Origin of the sequence: Pseudomonas sp. nanlin1 (assembly GCF_045571515.1) — a bacterium.
Classification (GTDB): Bacteria; Pseudomonadota; Gammaproteobacteria; order Pseudomonadales; family Pseudomonadaceae; genus Aquipseudomonas.
In genome coordinates this window covers 3,669,312-3,685,376 of sequence record NZ_CP124218.1, presented here as the reverse complement: position 1 = coordinate 3,685,376, position 16,065 = coordinate 3,669,312, and the positions used below count along the sequence as shown (strand labels likewise).

At 62.0% G+C, this 16,065-nt stretch carries 18 protein-coding genes; 8 read left to right on the top strand and 10 right to left on the bottom strand.

The window, feature by feature from the left end:
* Positions 1 to 2: 2 nt before the first annotated feature.
* On the bottom strand, positions 3 to 1,964 hold the full coding sequence (locus tag QCL65_RS17155; RefSeq protein WP_407310783.1) for a MacB family efflux pump subunit: 1,962 nt from the start codon (positions 1,962 to 1,964) through the stop codon (positions 3 to 5).
* A 1-nt stretch (position 1,965) separates the two neighbouring features.
* Positions 1,966 to 3,141 carry an efflux RND transporter periplasmic adaptor subunit gene (locus QCL65_RS17150; protein WP_407310781.1) on the bottom strand — a complete coding sequence of 392 codons (1,176 nt, stop codon included), beginning with the start codon at positions 3,139 to 3,141 and terminating at the stop codon, positions 1,966 to 1,968.
* A gap of 193 nt (positions 3,142 to 3,334) precedes the next feature.
* On the opposite strand from QCL65_RS17150, the gene QCL65_RS17145 reads away from it, so the two are divergent.
* The 4 genes from QCL65_RS17145 to QCL65_RS17130 all read left to right on the top strand — a co-directional run bounded on the left by QCL65_RS17145 (position 3,335) and on the right by QCL65_RS17130 (position 5,707).
* The gene (locus QCL65_RS17145; RefSeq protein WP_407310779.1) at positions 3,335 to 3,835 is read left to right on the top strand and encodes a sigma-70 family RNA polymerase sigma factor; all 501 of its coding nucleotides are present in this window, start codon (positions 3,335 to 3,337) and stop codon (positions 3,833 to 3,835) included.
* Between the two features lie 199 nt (positions 3,836 to 4,034).
* Positions 4,035 to 4,493 (top strand): histidine kinase, encoded by a 459-nt coding sequence (locus QCL65_RS17140; RefSeq protein WP_407310777.1) that lies wholly within the window; start codon positions 4,035 to 4,037, stop codon positions 4,491 to 4,493.
* Between the two features lie 100 nt (positions 4,494 to 4,593).
* Entirely contained in the window at positions 4,594 to 5,283 is a 690-nt protein-coding gene (locus tag QCL65_RS17135; protein WP_407310775.1) for a RibD family protein, read from the top strand.
* 67 nt (positions 5,284 to 5,350) lie between these two features.
* Complete coding sequence (locus QCL65_RS17130; RefSeq protein WP_407310773.1) at positions 5,351 to 5,707, top strand: hypothetical protein; 357 nt, start codon at positions 5,351 to 5,353, stop codon at positions 5,705 to 5,707.
* On the opposite strand, the gene QCL65_RS17125 is transcribed toward QCL65_RS17130, so the two are convergent.
* The gene (locus QCL65_RS17125; protein WP_407310771.1) at positions 5,702 to 7,003 is read right to left on the bottom strand and encodes a cation:dicarboxylate symporter family transporter; all 1,302 of its coding nucleotides are present in this window, start codon (positions 7,001 to 7,003) and stop codon (positions 5,702 to 5,704) included. The genes QCL65_RS17130 and QCL65_RS17125 overlap by 6 nt on opposite strands.
* A gap of 52 nt (positions 7,004 to 7,055) precedes the next feature.
* Entirely contained in the window at positions 7,056 to 8,411 is a 1,356-nt protein-coding gene (locus tag QCL65_RS17120; protein ID WP_407310769.1) for an adenylosuccinate lyase family protein, read from the bottom strand.
* 114 nt (positions 8,412 to 8,525) lie between these two features.
* Here QCL65_RS17120 and QCL65_RS17115 point away from each other — a divergent pair, with 114 nt between their 5' ends.
* The 3 genes from QCL65_RS17115 to QCL65_RS17105 are packed head-to-tail and all read left to right on the top strand — an operon-like array spanning position 8,526 to position 10,537.
* Positions 8,526 to 9,266: a GntR family transcriptional regulator gene (locus QCL65_RS17115; protein ID WP_407310767.1), complete on the top strand. Its 741-nt coding sequence runs from the start codon at positions 8,526 to 8,528 to the stop codon at positions 9,264 to 9,266.
* Between the two features lie 32 nt (positions 9,267 to 9,298).
* Positions 9,299 to 9,667: a PH domain-containing protein gene (locus QCL65_RS17110; RefSeq protein ID WP_407310765.1), complete on the top strand. Its 369-nt coding sequence runs from the start codon at positions 9,299 to 9,301 to the stop codon at positions 9,665 to 9,667.
* A gap of 48 nt (positions 9,668 to 9,715) precedes the next feature.
* Positions 9,716 to 10,537 (top strand): AraC family transcriptional regulator, encoded by an 822-nt coding sequence (locus QCL65_RS17105; RefSeq protein ID WP_407310763.1) that lies wholly within the window; start codon positions 9,716 to 9,718, stop codon positions 10,535 to 10,537.
* On the opposite strand, the gene QCL65_RS17100 is transcribed toward QCL65_RS17105, so the two are convergent.
* From QCL65_RS17100 to tauA, 4 genes are all read right to left on the bottom strand, one after another.
* The gene (locus QCL65_RS17100) at positions 10,531 to 11,100 is read right to left on the bottom strand and encodes a LysE family translocator (RefSeq protein ID WP_407316901.1); all 570 of its coding nucleotides are present in this window, start codon (positions 11,098 to 11,100) and stop codon (positions 10,531 to 10,533) included. The two genes, QCL65_RS17105 and QCL65_RS17100, sit on opposite strands and share 7 nt — an antisense overlap.
* A gap of 108 nt (positions 11,101 to 11,208) precedes the next feature.
* A complete protein-coding gene (gene tauC, locus QCL65_RS17095; RefSeq protein ID WP_407310761.1) occupies positions 11,209 to 12,018 on the bottom strand; it encodes a taurine ABC transporter permease TauC in 810 nt (269 codons plus the stop codon).
* Positions 12,008 to 12,796: a taurine ABC transporter ATP-binding protein gene (locus QCL65_RS17090; protein WP_407310759.1), complete on the bottom strand. Its 789-nt coding sequence runs from the start codon at positions 12,794 to 12,796 to the stop codon at positions 12,008 to 12,010. The genes tauC and QCL65_RS17090 overlap by 11 nt, the downstream gene beginning before the upstream one ends.
* 72 nt (positions 12,797 to 12,868) lie before the next feature.
* A complete protein-coding gene (tauA, locus tag QCL65_RS17085; protein WP_407310757.1) occupies positions 12,869 to 13,852 on the bottom strand; it encodes a taurine ABC transporter substrate-binding protein in 984 nt (327 codons plus the stop codon).
* A gap of 237 nt (positions 13,853 to 14,089) precedes the next feature.
* On the opposite strand from tauA, the gene QCL65_RS17080 reads away from it, so the two are divergent.
* The gene (locus QCL65_RS17080) at positions 14,090 to 14,491 is read left to right on the top strand and encodes a VOC family protein (RefSeq protein WP_407310755.1); all 402 of its coding nucleotides are present in this window, start codon (positions 14,090 to 14,092) and stop codon (positions 14,489 to 14,491) included.
* On the opposite strand, the gene QCL65_RS17075 is transcribed toward QCL65_RS17080, so the two are convergent.
* Positions 14,488 to 15,450 carry an arsenic resistance protein gene (locus QCL65_RS17075; protein WP_407310753.1) on the bottom strand — a complete coding sequence of 321 codons (963 nt, stop codon included), beginning with the start codon at positions 15,448 to 15,450 and terminating at the stop codon, positions 14,488 to 14,490. The genes QCL65_RS17080 and QCL65_RS17075 overlap by 4 nt on opposite strands.
* Before the next feature lie 83 nt (positions 15,451 to 15,533).
* Positions 15,534 to 16,013 (bottom strand): GNAT family N-acetyltransferase, encoded by a 480-nt coding sequence (locus QCL65_RS17070; RefSeq protein ID WP_407310751.1) that lies wholly within the window; start codon positions 16,011 to 16,013, stop codon positions 15,534 to 15,536.
* Positions 16,014 to 16,065: the final 52 nt, after the last annotated feature.

The window sequence follows — 16,065 nt, the reverse complement described above, 5'->3', positions numbered from 1 at the left end:
CGTCATTCACTGGAGAGGGCGGTGACCGGGTCGAGCCCGGCGGCTTTGCGCGCCGGCATAAAGCCGAATATCACGCCGGTGATGAGCGCGCAGGCGAATGCGCCACCCACGGCCAATAGCGAAAAGGCCACGGCCACCTGGCTAGCGATCAGCACGGCGCCGATCAGCAACGCCAGCAGCACGCCGACCACCCCGCCCACCAACGAGAGCATCAGCGCTTCGGTGAGAAACTGGCGCAAGATGTCCCGCTGACGTGCGCCAACGGCCATGCGGATGCCGATCTCGCGGGTGCGCTCGCGCACGGTCATAAGCATGATGTTCATCACCCCAATACCGCCCACCAGCAAGGAAATGGCGGCAATCGCCCCCAGCATCAGGGACAGCGTGTTCTGCGTGCGAGCCTCGGCCTGGATCATCGCCGCGTTGTTGGTCAGCTCGAAGTCCGCTACACCTTTGTGCAGTTTGAGCAGCAGTGCCCTGACTGCATCTTCGGCTTCTTTGACCCGGCGCCCGTCGTTGGCCGCCAACGTTACGTATTCCGGGTATTGGCTGCCGAATAGGCGAACGGCGGCGGCGGAGTAGGGCACGACAATGCGCGCATCACTGTCCTGGTCGCCCGATGCGGCACCTTTGGCGGCGAGTACGCCGACCACCTGAAAGGGCACGTTTTCGATCAACAGGTACTGGCCGATCGGGTCGATACCGGCGAACAGCTTTTCGCGGATCTTCATGCCGATCACTGCTACCGGGGCCGCGCGGTCCAGGTCGGCTTGGGTGAAAAAGGCGCCTTCGACCACCGGCCAGTTGTAGATGGCCGGAAAATCCGTGTTGTTGCCACCGGTGTAGCTGACCTGGTCAAGATTGCCCCGGCGCACGGTCACCGAGTTGCCGATGGTGGGCATGATCATCTTGACCTGGGGCAGGGTGGCGAGGGCTGCGACATCGTCCAGGGTGATCACGCCTTTTGGCGCCCGCGGGCTCGGTGAACTGCCATTGAGGTAAAGGATGTTCGAACCGAACGCGCCCATCTGCGCCATGACCTGGCGTTTGCTGCCTTCACCCACGGCCAGCATGACCACGACCGAAGCGACGCCGATGACGATCCCCAACAATGTCAGTGCCGTGCGAAAGCGGTTGACCCACATCACTCGCCAGGCCGCGCGCAGGGCGTCCAGCAGTTCGGCCCGCCAGGCGCCACTGAGGTTGGCGTTCTGGGCCAAGCGCTGGCGCAGATCCTCGGCCTGTAAAGCGCCCGTGCTCGGTGGCGCGCGGTTGCCTGCGGTGTAGTCGGCCACCACCTGACCGTCGCGAATTTCGATAATGCGCCGGGCGCGGGCGGCCACTTCGCGGTCGTGGGTGATCAAGATGACCACGTGACCCTGGGCCGCCAGCTCGTCGAGCAGCAGCATGACTTCGGCGCCGCTGTGGCTGTCCAGGGCGCCGGTGGGCTCATCGGCCAATATGATATGCCCGCCGTTCATCAACGCGCGGGCAATCGACACCCGTTGCTGCTGGCCGCCGGAAAGCTGGTGCGGGCGGTTGCCGGTGCGCTCGGCCAGGCCCAGGCGATGCAGTAACGCCTGGGCCCTGGTATGCCGTTCGGTGGCGCTGAGGCCGGCATAGATGGCCGGCATTTCAACGTTTTCCTGGGCCGAGCCCGAGGCGATCAGGTGGTAGCCCTGGAACACGAAGCCAAAGGCTTCGCGGCGCAGCCAGGCGAGTTCGTCGGTGTCGAGTTGGGCCACGTCTTGGCCGGCGAACAGATAAGTCCCCGAGGTCGGCCGGTCGAGGCAGCCGAGGATATTCATCAAGGTCGATTTGCCCGAGCCGGAGCTGCCCACGATGGCGACGAACTCGCCCGCCTGAATGCTCAGGTCGATGCCGCGGACCACTTCCACCCGTGGCGTATCGACGCCGCCGTAGGCTTTGCGGATGTCGCGCAGTTCGATCAGCGGCGTGCTCATGTCAGCCCTCATGACCGGCCGCAGGGCCGATCAGCAGGCGCTCGCCCTCATGCAGGCCGTCGAGGATTTGCACCCGCAGGCGGTCGCTGAGCCCGGTACGCACCGGGCGCTGCTCGACCTGGCCGTTTTCGCGCAACACTTGCGCGATCTGCCGGCCCGACTCGCCGGGCTGCTGTTGCAACGCGGCAATCGGAGCGGTAAGGACGTTGCTGGCGCTACCGGCAACGAAGAAGACCTGGGCGGTCATGTCCGCGAGCAGAGCGTTATCAGCGTTGTCGACGTCCAGCAGCACGGTGTACAGCACCACCCGGTTATTCGCCCCTTGGCCGGCGGCGGTTGGGCTGCCGCCACCCTGGCTGAGTTGTTCCAGCGGCTTGGGCGGGATCGGCAGGATTTGCCGCACGGTGCTGCGCCAGCGCCGCTGATTGCCACCCAGGGTGGTGAAATAGGCCGGCATGCCGGTCTTGATCTGGCCGATGTCCGCCTCGGACACCTCGGCCCAAACGGTCATGGGCGACAACCGCGCGATGCGCAGGATCAGCGGGGTGCGCTGCTGGGCATTGAGGGTTTGCCCTTCACGGGCATCGACCGCGACCACGGTACCGCTCATGGGTGCATAGATACGCGTGTAGCCCAATTCTGCTTCGGCGCTGCGCATGCTGGCCTGGGCTTGCAGCACTTGAGCCTTTAGCTGATCGACGCGGGCCTGGGTGGTGTCGAGTTTGGCGCGCGCGCTTTGCACCTCCTCCGCCCGGGTCGCGCCATCGGCGGCCAGGCGCTGTTGGCGCTGCCACTGTTGCTGGGCCAAGCGTTGTTCGGCCTGTTGCTCGCGCACCTGGGCCTGGAGCTGCTCGATGGCATAGCGCTCGGCGTCGTAGCGCGCTTGCTGGGTAGCTGGATCGATCTCGACCAGGAGCTGGCCCTGGGTGACTTCGTCGCCCACTTCAACATGCAGCTTGCGGATCTGCCCGGAGGCCTGGGCGCCGACATCGACGTAACGCCTGGGCTGCAGGGTGCCGAGGGCGGTTACGCTGGCTTCAATGTCGGCGCGGCCGACGGCAACGGTAGGGCGCTCGCCCGCAGCGTGCGGCAGCCATTGCCAGGTCGCCGCAGTGAGCAGCGGGATCAGGCAAAGCAGCGTAAGCAGGGCGCGGCGGGGCTGGCGGGGACGACTCATGCAGGGTTCCGGGCAGAGGAAACTGCCAGTAAGACGCACCTGCGGCAGAGAAATTTAACTGTTGGGCCGTGGAAACTTAGGCTGCGGGGTTCTTATATTTTTGAGAATCATTATAATTCGTGTTATCACGAGGTGCCATCATGTGCTGGCGTACTTGCGCTCCGCTATCGAACCGTCAAGGAAGTTGCCGTCGATGTCCTCTCCCGGTGCCCTTTTAGAAAACTATTACCGCGAATTGGTGGGCTTCCTGAGCGCACGCCTGGGCAATCGCCACGCGGCCGAAGACATCGCCCACGATGCCTGTGTACGCGTACTCGAGCGGGATGCCACGACGGCCATCGAGCATCCACGGGCGTTCCTCTACCAGACCGCGCTCAACCTGGTGATCGACGGCCACCGCCGCAGCCTGCGGCGCAAGGCCGAGCCGCTGGAGGTGTTAGACCTCGACGAGCGTTTCTTCATGGCCCCGCCCCAGGCGTCCATGGATCACCACCAACAACTGGACCTGCTCAGTAAGGCGCTGGCCGAGCTGAGCGAACCCTGCCGGCAGAGTTTTTTACTGCGCAAGCTCGAAGGCCTCTCCTATATAGAAATCGCCGAACGTCTGAATGTGTCGCGCAGCGTCGTGGAAAAAAACATCGTCAATGCGATGAAACATTGCCGGCTGCGAATGCGTGAGTCGGCACCCCTTTAGCCGATATATCTTAAAACGCAATTTCTGTCCGATAGTCGGTATGCCCAGCCGGGCCGGGCCCGTGTATGCTCTAGCCCGTTATTCTGCGGTCATTGGATAGCTGACCGGCCCGGCCCGGGCTCGACCTTCGGTCAGCTCGGCAGCGACGATGCAGTGGTCACGGATCGTCCTTCGCGTTCACCCAGCTCGGACTCCGATCATGCCGACCAAATCGTTACGAATTCTTCTAGCTGCCGAACGCCACGAGCAGGTCTTGCACCTGGAGCAGATGCTCAACCGCCTGGGCTACTTTCGGGTGGCGCCCGTGCATTCCTTCGAGCAGCTCCTGACTATGGTCGAAAGTGCGATAGAGCCGTTTGACCTGCTTATCGCCAACAGCGACCTGGCCCGCCGGGCGGGTGTCGACCTGCCGCGTTTTTGCCAGGGCAACCCGGAAATCCGGCATGCCCTGTTGTATCAAAGTGCCGAGCTGGAGCTGCCGGACCTGAGCGATAGTCAGGGCGCAATCAACGTGTCCCTGACCCAACTGCCCGATATCGACACCCTCAAAAGCTTTATGGACGCGGTGGACTCGCCACAGGACGCTCGCGCCAATGGCATTGCCAAGTTGGGCTTGCGCTTGAACCGCCGGCGTTATGTCGGCCGCACCACCTCTTGAATCAGAACATGGCCGCCGTCAGGCGGCCTGCAATCTTTTGAACTCGCGCAGGAAACCTCCGGTCGGCATTAAGTGTTAACTGCCACGTTCCGGAGCCTGCATGAAGCCCTATATTATTTGCCACATGATGTCCTCCCTCGACGGCCATGCCTTGACCGACGGTTGGGCGCGCCCATTTATGAAAGACGCCAATACGCTGTATGAAAAATTGGCCGAACGATTCGCGTTCGATGCCTGGATCTGTGGGCGGGTGACCATGCAGGAAATCTCCCATGGCGACACCTACCCCAAAGGGCTGGCGCGCTCGCCCATCCCCCGCACGCACTATTTTGCCGATCGCGATGCGGCCAAGTACGCGGTGTCGATCGACCCCCATGGCAAGGTGGCCTGGAAGAGCAACCAAGCCCTCGATTCCCACGTGGTCGAAGTGGTCACCGAAGCGGTGAGTGACGACTACCTGGCCTACCTGCAATCGATCAAGGTGTCTTATATCTTTGCCGGCGAGCGGGAGATCGACCTGCAACGGGTCGTGGATATCCTCGCCAAGGAACTGGGCGCGCAACGGCTGATTGTCGAAGGCGGGCCCCATGTCAGTGGCGCGTTCGTCAATGCCGGGCTGGTCGATGAAGTGAGCGTGATCATTTTGCCGTTGATCGATGGTCGCGGTGAGCATCCGGCCTCGTTCGAGGTGGCGCCAAAGGCCTGGACCCAGCCGGCTTACCTGACCCTCACTGCGGCGGACGTGCAAGAGGGTGGGGCAGTCTGGTTGCGCTACAAACAGGCATCCTGAGGCTGCCCTGCTTGTCCCAGGCGGGGCCCGTCGCTAGAGTGACGGGCTTTTAGCGAGGAGCGACGCCATGAAGCGCCAATTTGCCGTGCTGGCGATAGCGATAGGCTTGGCCGGCTGTGCTGGGCAGAGTATGGACCATGCCCGAGCAGGGCAGCCCTACAAGACCCTGACCAGCGCCAAGAGCCCGCAACAGGTGGCCCAATGCAGCGAATTCACCTGGCAAAACCAGGATCTTTTCGGGAGCGAGACCGAAGCCTTTTTGCACAGCGCCAGCTCCGGCCGCCTGACCGTATATACCCGCGGCGTTGAATATTTTGCCGATATCCAGCCGCGCGCCGGGGCGACCACGGTCGAGTTTTATGTCACCGCCGGTCAGGACGGGTTGGCTGACCGGCGTTGGGCGGCCCTGGCGACGTGCCTATAGCGCTGCCTGGGGTTGGCGGCCGAGGACCCGGGCGTATTCGGCCTGGGCGGTCTGCTCGGTAAACTCGCCTGACCATTTGGCGACCACTACTGTGGCTACGCTATTGCCGATGGTATTGCAGGTGGCAATCGCCATGGACATGAAACGGTAGACGCCGAACAGCAAGGCCAAGCCTTCGGTCGGCAACACCCCCACGGCCGTTACCGTTGCGGCAAATACCACGAAGCTACCTCCGGATACCGCTGCGGCGCCTTTGGAGGTCACCAGCATGATTGCGATGATGCCCAGCTGATGCTCCCAGCTCAGAGGCACGCCGTAGGCGTTGGCGATGAACAGCACGCACAGCGACATATAGATCGACGTCCCATCCAGATTGAAGGCATAGCCGGTGGGCAACACCAAGCCCACGCTTTGTTTGGAGCAGCCGAACTTCTCGAGTTTTTGCAGCAGCCGGGGCAGTGCACTTTCTGACGATGCCGTGCCCAGCACGATAAACACTTCATCTTTGATATAGCGCAGGAACCGCCACAGGCTGAACCCGGCAAGGCGGCACACGATGCCCAGTACCACGAAGATAAAGAAAGCGACGGCCACGTAGAACATCAACACCAGGTTGGCCAAGGACATCAATACCGCAGTGCCATTGCTGCCCACGGCGTAGGCGACGGAGCCAAAGGCGCCCAGTGGGGCGAACTTCATGATCAGGTTGATGAACTCGAAAAAACATTCGGATATACGGCTCAAGCCTTCCTCGATGACCGCACGTTTGTTTGCCTCCAGCGCCAGCAAGGCGAAGCCGAACAACACGGAAATGACCAGCACCTGAAGCAACTGTCCACCAGCGAAGGCGCCGACGAAGTTGTCCGGGAATATCCCGTAGATGAAGTCCATGGTGGACGCAGGCGAGCTGCTTTTCGCCAAAGCGGCCGTCGCTGCGGCGGCGGTTGCGCTGCTAGGGTGGGCATCGTGCATGCCGGAGCCGATGTCCAGCAGATTGCCCCAACCCAGGCCAATGGCCAGGGCCAGGGTGGACACCACTTCGAAGTAGATCAATGCGCGCAGGCCGACCTTACCCACTCGTTTGATATCGCCCGCCGAAGCAATACCGTGCACCACGGTGAAAAACACCAGGGGCGCCACGGCAGTTTTGATCAGCTTGAGAAAAATATCGCCGAGAATCTTGAACTTGGCAGCCCACTCCGGCGCCAGGAAGCCAAAGGCAATGCCTAGCACCATGGCGGCTATCACCTGAAAAGTCAGGTCCTTGTAGAACGGTTTTTTGCTCTGAATGGACATGTAGGAGGTCTCGTTGTTGTTATTGGGGGACGAGTGACCAGCGGGCTACAACCTAGCGCTTGACCGAGCCCTCGCGAGCCAAGGCCCGGTCCACCATCTGTGGGGCCAGGCCCAGGTATTGCGCGGGGTCGGTCAGATTTTTGAGGGTATCGAGGTCTAACTGCGCGGTGGCTTCGCCCTGGGCCAGCAAGGCGTCGAGCAGGCTCAAGCCTTGGTCATTGGCCAGGCGGCAGGCGGCGTAGACCACGTCATGGGCGACTTGGCGGCCTAGGGCAGGGGCCAGCCCCATCATCACGGCTTCGGCAACGATCAAACCCTGGGTCATGTCGAGGTTCTTGCGCATGCGCTCGGGTTTCACTTCCAGGCCCGCCAACATGAACTTCGCTTGGGCCAGGGATGCACCGCTGAGGGCAAAGGCTTCGGGGATGGCGATCCATTCCGCCTGCCACGGCCCGGTGGAGCGCTCGAAGTCCTGAATCATTGCATCGAGCATCAGCCCAGCGTGCTGACGCACGCCCTTGGCCGCGGCGTACATCAATTCACAGGAAATCGGATTGCGCTTTTGCGGCATGGTGCTGCTGGCGCCTCGGCCTTTGACGAAGGGCTCATACACCTCGCCGAGCTCGCTGGTCATCATCATCATCACGTCCAGGGCGATCTTGCCCAGGGAGCCGGTCACCAGGCCAAGGAAGTTCAGGGTTTCCGCCAGGCCGTCGCGGGCTACGTGCCAGGTAGCTTGAGGCACGCCCAAACCGAGCTCTGCCATCAGCGCTTGCTGCACCTCCAGGCCTTTGTCGCCCAGCGAAGCCAGAGTGCCCGCCGCGCCCGCAAACTGCCCAACCTCGACCCGCGGTCGCAGTTCGACCAGGCGTTCGGCGTGGCGGTCGAACATGCTCAACCAGACCGCACACTTGTAGCCGAACGTAATCGGCAGCGCGTGCTGCAAGTGCGTGCGGCCGGCCATGGGGGTATCACGGTAACGTTGGGCGAGCCCCGCGAGCAGGCCCCGCAACGCTTGGATATCTCGCTCAACGAGGGCCAGAGCGGCGCGTACCTGTAAGACCACCGCCGTGTCCATGATGTCCTGGGTGGTCGCACCCCAATGCACGTAGCGCCCGGCTTCGCCGCACAAGCTCGACAGTTGCTCCACCAGCGGCAATATCGGGTAACCGACGATTTCGGTTTCATGCTGCATGTGCGCTAGGTCCAGAGACCCATACTGGGCCAGCGCGGCGATTTGCTCGGCGGCGTCGGTTGGAATCACCCCGCAGCGCGCTTCGGCTCGGGCTAGGGCCACTTCAACCTCAATGTAGCGCTCGATCAGGGCTTGGTCGGAGAACACACCGCGCATTTCGGCGGTGCCGAACATGTCGCGAAACAGGGCGGAGTCAAAGACGGTGCTGGACATAGGCATTACCTGATATGTTGTTATTGGTCGTACATATTATTATGTACGTACATATTATTTACGCCGACACTGATACACTGTCAACTCGACAACGCCACGGGGCTGACGAAAGGAATGAGCCAGACGCGCTATGCCGAAGTGGCCAAGCACCTGATTGAGGGCATTGCCAGCGGGCGCTATCCAGTGGGGACGCTGTTACCCACCGAGTTCGAGTTGTGTGAGCTGTATGATGTGAGCCGCCACACGGTGCGCGCGGCCATCGGCCAATTACAGAGCCAGGGCCTGGTGTCGCGGCGCAAGCGCGTAGGTACGCGAGTGGAGGCGGCAACCCCCCGCGCCGGGTATTCGCAATCGCTGGCCTCGGTGTCAGACCTGGTGCACCTGGCTGAAACCCAGGTGCGGCGTATCCAGCGCATCGAGCATTTCGTGGCCGACACCGCCCAGGCCCGGCGCTTGGGTTTGAACCCGGGCGAGCACTACTTTTGCGTGTCGAGCATTCGCGTCGATCAAGACCACCCCACCGCGCCGTTATGCTGGACTGACGTGTACGCCCCCAAAGCGTATGCAGACGTCATCGAACTGGCCGAACAACACCCCGACGAGTTGATTGCGGCCTTGATCGAGCAGCACTATGGGCTGCATATCGATGTGGTCGACCAGCAGGTCCGCGCGGTGCTGCTCAGTGCCCAGATAGCCCGCGAGCTGAACGCCCAAGAGGGCGCGCCGGGGCTCAACATTCAACGTCACTACCGTGACGACAGCGGTGCGCTAATGGTGGTGTCAGAGACCTTACACCCCGACGACCGCTTTACCTTGACGATCCAGATGCGCCGCGAAAAAGCCCCGAAGGGTTGATGTTTCTCGGTGCAAAACAGAGGGCTGTAGGCATGATCGATTTCAACAACAAAGGTTTTTTCAAGCTCAAGCAGAACAACGAATACGCCGACCGCGTAAGTGCCCTGTTGCTGGATGACGAGCAGGTCATCGATGCCTATAAATCCATGCGTGACGGTGTAGTGTTCACCAACAAGCGGATTATCGCGGTCAATGTGCAAGGGCTGACGGGGAGCAAAAAGGATTTCACTTCGTTGCCGTACAAAAACATCGTGGCTTATTCTGTCGAGACCTCAGGCACTTTTGACTTGGACTCTGAGTTGGAAATCTACTTCTCGTCACTGGGCAAAGTGAAATTCGAATTCACCGGCAAGACCTCCATGATCGAGATATCCAAGCTTATTTCCAAGCACCTGTTTTGACCGCGGCGGGTGCTGCTCCAATGACTGTAAAGGGAGGCTAATGCTGTGATGTCCACCGATACCGCGCCCAAGTTCTGGAGAGACCCGCAGCTGCCTTTTATCGAGGCGCGTTGGGTAGAGGATGGCCGCCAGGTTTGCTATGCCCGCCACTCCCACACGGTGTTCTCCATTGGCGCCGTGGTGGCGGGCACCAGCACCTATCTGCACGAGAAAACCTCTCGCACCATCAGCGCGGGCAGCGTGGTGCTGATGAACCCGGGCGAGGTCCACGCCTGTAATCCGATCGATGATCAGCCCTGGTCCTACGTGATGATGTATGTCGATGCGCAGTGGCTAGCGGCGGTTCAGCACAGTGACGAAGAGGGCAACGGGGGGCAAGCGTTCCAGCCGTTGGCCGCCAGTTACTGCCAGTCACCGGCATTGTTTCGCGCGTTGCTGGCGCTGTATGGGCAACTGGTCGATCCGGCTCAGGCGAGTTTGCCCAAGCACGAGGCGGCCGTTGCCTTCTTCGTGGAGCTGCAGCGCCTGCTCGGCGGTGCGCCGCTGGCGCTCAAAGGCGTCAACCCCAAAGTGACCCGCGCAGCCAAGTACATCGACGAGCACTTTCTGCAGACGCTGCGGCTAGCCGATATCTGTGAAGCCGCCAACCTATCGGAGGCGTACCTGATCCGCGCGTTCGAGCAGCACTACCACATGACGCCCCATGCCTACCTGATCAACCGGCGCATCCAGCACGGCCAGGCCCAACTGCGCCAAGGCGCCTCCATCGCCCAGACCGCCCTGGACACCGGCTTTGCCGACCAGGCGCACTTTCAGCGGGTGTTCAAAAAGCACTTGGCGGCGACGCCTGGCCAATACAAGCCTCAATAAATCAGCAGAGACAGTGCACAGCCAACTAGCAGCGCTGCCATGCAGCGGTTGAACAGGCGAACGCGCTGAGGGTTATGCAGGTACCGGCCCATATACGCGCCAGCGAAGGCCCAACTGGCCACGGACCCATAGCACACTACGAAGTAGATCAGTGCGAACACCCAGATCATTACACCTTCGCCATCGGCCACAAAAGCGCCCATGCCCGCGATAGCGGCCAGCCAGGCCTTGGGGTTCAGCCACTGCATCAGAGCACCCTGGGTGAAGGAGGGCGCGCGGGTCGCTGCGGTGACATTCACTTGGCCGTTATCGCGCACAAGTTTCCAGGCCAGGTACAACAGAAACACCACCCCGGCCCAGCGCACCACGTCCGTCAGCACCGGCCACTGTTGCAAAACTTCATGCAGGCCAAAGCCGGTGAACAACAGCAACAACACAAAGCCCGCTGTGGCCCCCAGCACGTGGCGCAAGCTGGGGCCCAGGCCAAACTGCGCGCCGCAACTGAGCGCCAGAATATTCACCGGCCCCGGCGAAATGGAAGCGGCCAGGGCAAAGGCGGCCATGGAAATCAATACACTTAGCATCGGGCTACTCCGTTAGTCATCGAGTGCTGACGGTAGCCCTGGGGCGTGGGGCGGTATTGAACAAAACCACCCTTAGCGGGTATTACCTTAGCTCCACGAGGCAAAGCGTTTTTGCAGCGCCCGCAGGCCAAGCTCGAGGGCCAAGGCGATCGAGGCAATCAGCAGGATGCCGACTACCACCACGTCGGTGGCGAGAAACTGCGCGGCGGACTGCACCATAAAGCCCAGGCCCTGGTTGGCGGCAATCAGTTCGGCCGCTACCAGCGTCGACCAGCCAACGCCCAAGGCGATGCGCAGGCCCGTGAGGATATCCGGCAGGGCGCTGGGCAGGATCACATGGCGCACCACCTGCAGGCGATTCGCGCCCAGGCAGCGAATCGCCTGGATACGCGCCTTATCGACCCGCCGCACGCCACCAACGGTGGCAATCAACAGCGGCGCGAACAGCGCCAGGTAGATCAGCAGCACCTTGGACAGCTCGCCAATGCCGAACCAGATCACCATCAGCGGCAGGTAAGCCAGCGGCGGGATCGGCCGATAGAATTCCACCAGAGGGTCGAGCGCAGCGTTGAGGGTCGGGTTCAAGCCCATGGCCAACCCCAGGGGCACGGCGGTGAGTACCGCAGCCAGTAGGGCGATCAATACGCGCCAAAGGCTGGTGCCGATGTGCTGCCAGAGCGTGACATCCAGGTAGCCGTCCTGCAGCAGGCTCTGCAGCGCCACCAGCAGTTGCTCGGGGGCTGGGAGGAACACCGTGTCGACCCAGCCCAAATGCGTGGCCAGCCACCAGAGCGTGGCCAGACCTGCCAGGGTCGTAAAGGCGGCGACGCGGCGCCGGTCGATGGCAAAGCGGCGGCTCTGGACCGTGGGCGTGGAACGCAATACTTCAGACGGCATGGTCGGCAGCCTCGTGCAGGAAGATATCCAGCAGCTCTTGGCGCAATTGGCCAAAAGCAGGGTCACTCTTGATCGAACGCACCGCTTCACCGGCGAGATAACGGCGGGCGAACGGCAGTTGGCGGCGGATCACCGCGCGCGCGGGCGGGCCGTCCAGCACGATCAGGTCAGTGGCGAGAAACAGCGCTTCGTCCACACTGTGGGTGATCAGGAACAAGCCCTTGCCGGTGCGTTTCCAGACATCCAGCAAGAGCAACTGCATGCGCTCGCGGGTCAGCGCATCGAGGGCGCCAAAGGGTTCATCGAGCAGCAGAAAGTCGGGGTCGACGGCCAGTGCGCGAGCCAAACCCAGGCGCTGACGCTGCCCGCCGGACAGCTCGCTGATGCGATGCTGGGCATGGCTGGCCAGGCCCACCAGCTCCAGCACTTGCAGCGCTCGGGCGTGCCGTTGTGCTTTGCTCAGGCCGCGTAAGCGTAAGCCCAGGGCGACGTTGTCGAGGGCGTTGAGCCAGGGCATCAGGGCGTCATCCTGAAACACCACGCCGCGTTCTCCGCCCGGGCCTTCCAGGGTGCGCCCGTCGATGTGCACCCGGCCGCTGTCTAGAGGCTGGAAACCGGCCAGCACGTTCAGCAGGCTGGATTTGCCGCAGCCGGACGGGCCGAGCACCACCACCGACGCGCCTTTGTCGACCTGCAGATCGAAGCCCTCCAGAATGACTTGGCGCTGGCCGCGGCGGTTGAAGCTAAGGTGGGCGCGCTCGGCGTTCAGTCGGCTCATGCTGCATACCTCGTGGTGTAAAAAGGCCCCTGCGAGGAGGGGCAAAACCCGGTTTGGATGTACTGCGGGCGCTTATTGGGCCTGGCGCACGTACTCGCTGCTCACATACCCCGAGTAATCCGGCAACACCGCAGGGATGCGTTTTTGCTCTTTGAGGAATTCGGCGGTGGTGGCGATATCCTTGGCCGTACCGCCACCGAGTAGGTCGGCGCTGAGCTGTTGTTGGGCGTTCGGGTAGGCGGAGCCGGCGAGCAGTTCGGGAACGTCGGCAGCGTTGGCACCGATCAGCTTAGCGATCTTTTTCGCTTGGGCCGAGTCGGCGGTCCATTGGCCGGCATGGGCCTGGTAATCGGCAAAAGCAGCGAGGGTCACACCGGCAAACTTGGCCAGCACTTCAGGATGCTTCTCGGCGAAATCCTTGCGCGCCACCCAGACTTCGAATGTCGGCGCGCCCCATTTACCCACTTCGGCAGCGTCGGTGAGCACCTTGCCGTTTCGCTTGATTTCTCCAAGCGCCGGCGACCAGACAAAGGCCCCGTCGATGTCGCCACGCTTCCAGGCAGCGTTGATTTCAGCCGGGTTGAGGTTGACGATCTTCACCTGGCTTGGGTCGATGTTCCAGTGCTTGAGGGCGCCCAGCAGGCTGTAGTGGGATGTCGACACAAAGGGCGTGGCAATGGTTTTGCCGATCAATTGCTCCGGCTTATCGATGCCGCTGCCGTTGCGCACCACCAGGGCCTCTGCGGCGTTGATCTGCGCCGCAACGAGAAAGGTCACCAACGGCAATTTGCGCGAAGTGGCGGCAGCCAGCGGGCTGGAACCCAGGTTACCGATCTGTACGTCACCGGAGGCCAGGGCGGTGACCACTTCGGGGCCTGCGTTGAAGCGACGCCAGTCGAGTTTCTCGCCAATGGCTTTTTCATAGCTACCGTCAACTTGGGCCACTTTCGACGGATCCACGCCGGTCTGGTAGCCGATGACGATATCTGCGGCATGGGTCTGCGCGGCGCCAGCGGTTGCGACTGCGAGTAACAAAGCTTTGATGGTGCGTTTCACGTTGGACTCCTCGCCAATGGCACCGCTGCATCTGAGGCAAGGTGCTGGAGCGCCACTATGGCGCTGACGAAGATAATTTATGGCTATAAGAAACAGAAAACCAATAACATTTAGCGCTTAGCATAGAGCTGTGAGCCAGTGCCATTCGGTGGGTTGGCGACTATGATTCAACCAAACCCCGCAGGCATCACGTGCCTGACGAACCGTATCGCGGTGCAGCCGCCTGTGGAGAAAAGCATGTTCAGCCATATCCAAATCGGCGCGCGTGACCTCGCGGCCATGGTTGCCTTTTACCAGGCCGTGCTGTCGCATTTGGGCTTGGTGCGTATGCCCGATGAACACGATGGCGGCCCGGCTGGCGCAGGTTTCCAGCGGCCCGACCAGCGTTGGCCGCAGTTTTACGTGCAGCAGCCGTTCAATGGTTTACCGGCGAGCTGCGGCAATGGCGTGCAGGTCAGTTTTGCCGCCCACACCCAAGCGCAGGTACGAGCCGCCTGGCAGGCCGCGCTGGACCATGGCGCGGGCGACGAGGGCCCGCCCGGGTTGCGGCCGCAGTATGGCCAAGACTTCTTCGCGGCTTACTGTCGAGACCCAGAGGGCAACAAGCTCTGCTTCGTGCACACCGCAGCATTCGGCTAGGCTTTAGGCCAAATCCAGGTAGGAACCACGCGGATATACAGCAGCTCCGCCACCAGCTCGACCAGGGTCTGGGTGATTACGGCCGCCGCGGCCAGCCCGCGTAGATCCTCCGGCAGCGCCAGGGCCAGCGGCAGTACCACCAGGGAATTGCGCGTCGACGCGCTGAACGCGACGGACCTGGCAGCGGCGGGCGGCAGTTTGCAGGCCCACGCCGCGGCAGCCCCTACCAGCGGGGCAAGGCAGGCAAAGGCCAGGTAAACCGGAATAACCGGCAGTAAGCGGTCGAAGTCACTCGCCAGCGCAGCAATTTGCGCACCGACCACCACCACCAACACCGCCGCCATGGCGGGCACTGGCATCCAGGCCCAGGCGCTGTTCCAGCGTGCCAGCAGGGGCGAGCGCTTGGCGCCTGCGACACTGGCGACTGCCAGCAGCAGTGGTAGGGCGATCAGCAGGACAAAAGCCTCAACGAAGGGGCCGACCGCGATCACGGCCGCTGCGCTGGGGCCCACGATCACGGCAAGGTAGAGGGGTAACAGCAGCAGTTGCAGCAACAGCAATACAGGCGTGGCGGCTAATGTCAGGCGCGCGTCACCCTTGCCAAGGTGGGTGAACACCACTACGTAGTCGATGCAAGGCGTCAACAGCACCAGCAACGCGCCGACGAAAATGGCCGGGTGCCCGCTCAGACCTTGGGTCAATGCCCAGACCAGCAGCGGGATTAAAACGAAATTGGCCATGAGCAAAGCGGCCATAAAACGCCCGTTGCCCAAGCGCTGGCGCAGGTCGAGAAAGGGGATTTGCAGGAACATCGCATACATCAATACGGCGATGGCCGGGGTAACGAGGGTGCTTAGGCTTGGGGCTATGCCTGGGGCAAATAGGCCGCCCACGGCTGCTGCCGCGACCGCGGCGAAATAGATCGGGATTTGCTGTTGCTCAAGCTGGTGTTTATTCACGAGGGCTCTACACAGAGGCTGCACAGCTTTACGAGCAGGCAGGGTAGTGGTTTTTGTCATTTTGGGGGAGCGAAACCACCCGTTTAGGGGCGCTGATAGTCTGCATTCAGGCTGCGTGACATTAGCCAGTGCACCCGCCCCCACGCCTCGAATGGCTCCACCACTTGCCAGCCCAACGTGCGGTAGTAATCGCGTTGATCGTAGGTATGCAAATACAGCGTGGGACTACCGGTTGCCTGTGCCTGTTCGCAAATACCCTCGATCAGCCGTGCCGCAATACCCCGGCGCCTGGCGGCTGGGGTGACGTAGACACAGGCCAGCCAAGGGCCCAGCTCGGGTCGGGACTCCAAGTCGCTGCGTGCCAATGTGGCACCGCCCAAGAGTTGGCCCTGCGCCATAGCGATCAAACACTTCCACTGCCCATCGTGCTGACCATCGGCAAACACCTGTTGCCAACTGGCCAAGGTTTGCTCGGCATACTCATAAGGGAATGCTTGATAGACCCACTCCGCCATTAAGTTGCAGTGGACCATGTGCCGATCCAGCCAATCTATCTGAAACATGTATAGCTCCTTTGAGGCATGGTGATAAATGGCTGACCTGCGCGCTTTACAC

Excerpts from the sequence above, each read along its gene's own strand:
- QCL65_RS17155 (WP_407310783.1), bottom strand. The coding sequence starts at position 1,964 with ATGAGCACGCCGCTGATCGAACTGCGCGACATCCGCAAAGCCTACGGC.
- QCL65_RS17150 (WP_407310781.1), bottom strand. The coding sequence starts at position 3,141 with ATGAGTCGTCCCCGCCAGCCCCGCCGCGCCCTGCTTACGCTGCTTTGC.
- QCL65_RS17145 (WP_407310779.1), top strand. The coding sequence starts at position 3,335 with ATGTCCTCTCCCGGTGCCCTTTTAGAAAACTATTACCGCGAATTGGTG.
- QCL65_RS17140 (WP_407310777.1), top strand. The coding sequence starts at position 4,035 with ATGCCGACCAAATCGTTACGAATTCTTCTAGCTGCCGAACGCCACGAG.
- QCL65_RS17135 (WP_407310775.1), top strand. The coding sequence starts at position 4,594 with ATGAAGCCCTATATTATTTGCCACATGATGTCCTCCCTCGACGGCCAT.
- QCL65_RS17130 (WP_407310773.1), top strand. The coding sequence starts at position 5,351 with ATGAAGCGCCAATTTGCCGTGCTGGCGATAGCGATAGGCTTGGCCGGC.
- QCL65_RS17125 (WP_407310771.1), bottom strand. The coding sequence starts at position 7,003 with ATGTCCATTCAGAGCAAAAAACCGTTCTACAAGGACCTGACTTTTCAG.
- QCL65_RS17120 (WP_407310769.1), bottom strand. The coding sequence starts at position 8,411 with ATGTCCAGCACCGTCTTTGACTCCGCCCTGTTTCGCGACATGTTCGGC.
- QCL65_RS17115 (WP_407310767.1), top strand. The coding sequence starts at position 8,526 with ATGAGCCAGACGCGCTATGCCGAAGTGGCCAAGCACCTGATTGAGGGC.
- QCL65_RS17110 (WP_407310765.1), top strand. The coding sequence starts at position 9,299 with ATGATCGATTTCAACAACAAAGGTTTTTTCAAGCTCAAGCAGAACAAC.
- QCL65_RS17105 (WP_407310763.1), top strand. The coding sequence starts at position 9,716 with ATGTCCACCGATACCGCGCCCAAGTTCTGGAGAGACCCGCAGCTGCCT.
- QCL65_RS17100 (WP_407316901.1), bottom strand. The coding sequence starts at position 11,100 with ATGGCCGCCTTTGCCCTGGCCGCTTCCATTTCGCCGGGGCCGGTGAAT.
- tauC (WP_407310761.1), bottom strand. The coding sequence starts at position 12,018 with ATGCCGTCTGAAGTATTGCGTTCCACGCCCACGGTCCAGAGCCGCCGC.
- QCL65_RS17090 (WP_407310759.1), bottom strand. The coding sequence starts at position 12,796 with ATGAGCCGACTGAACGCCGAGCGCGCCCACCTTAGCTTCAACCGCCGC.
- QCL65_RS17080 (WP_407310755.1), top strand. The coding sequence starts at position 14,090 with ATGTTCAGCCATATCCAAATCGGCGCGCGTGACCTCGCGGCCATGGTT.
- QCL65_RS17070 (WP_407310751.1), bottom strand. The coding sequence starts at position 16,013 with ATGTTTCAGATAGATTGGCTGGATCGGCACATGGTCCACTGCAACTTA.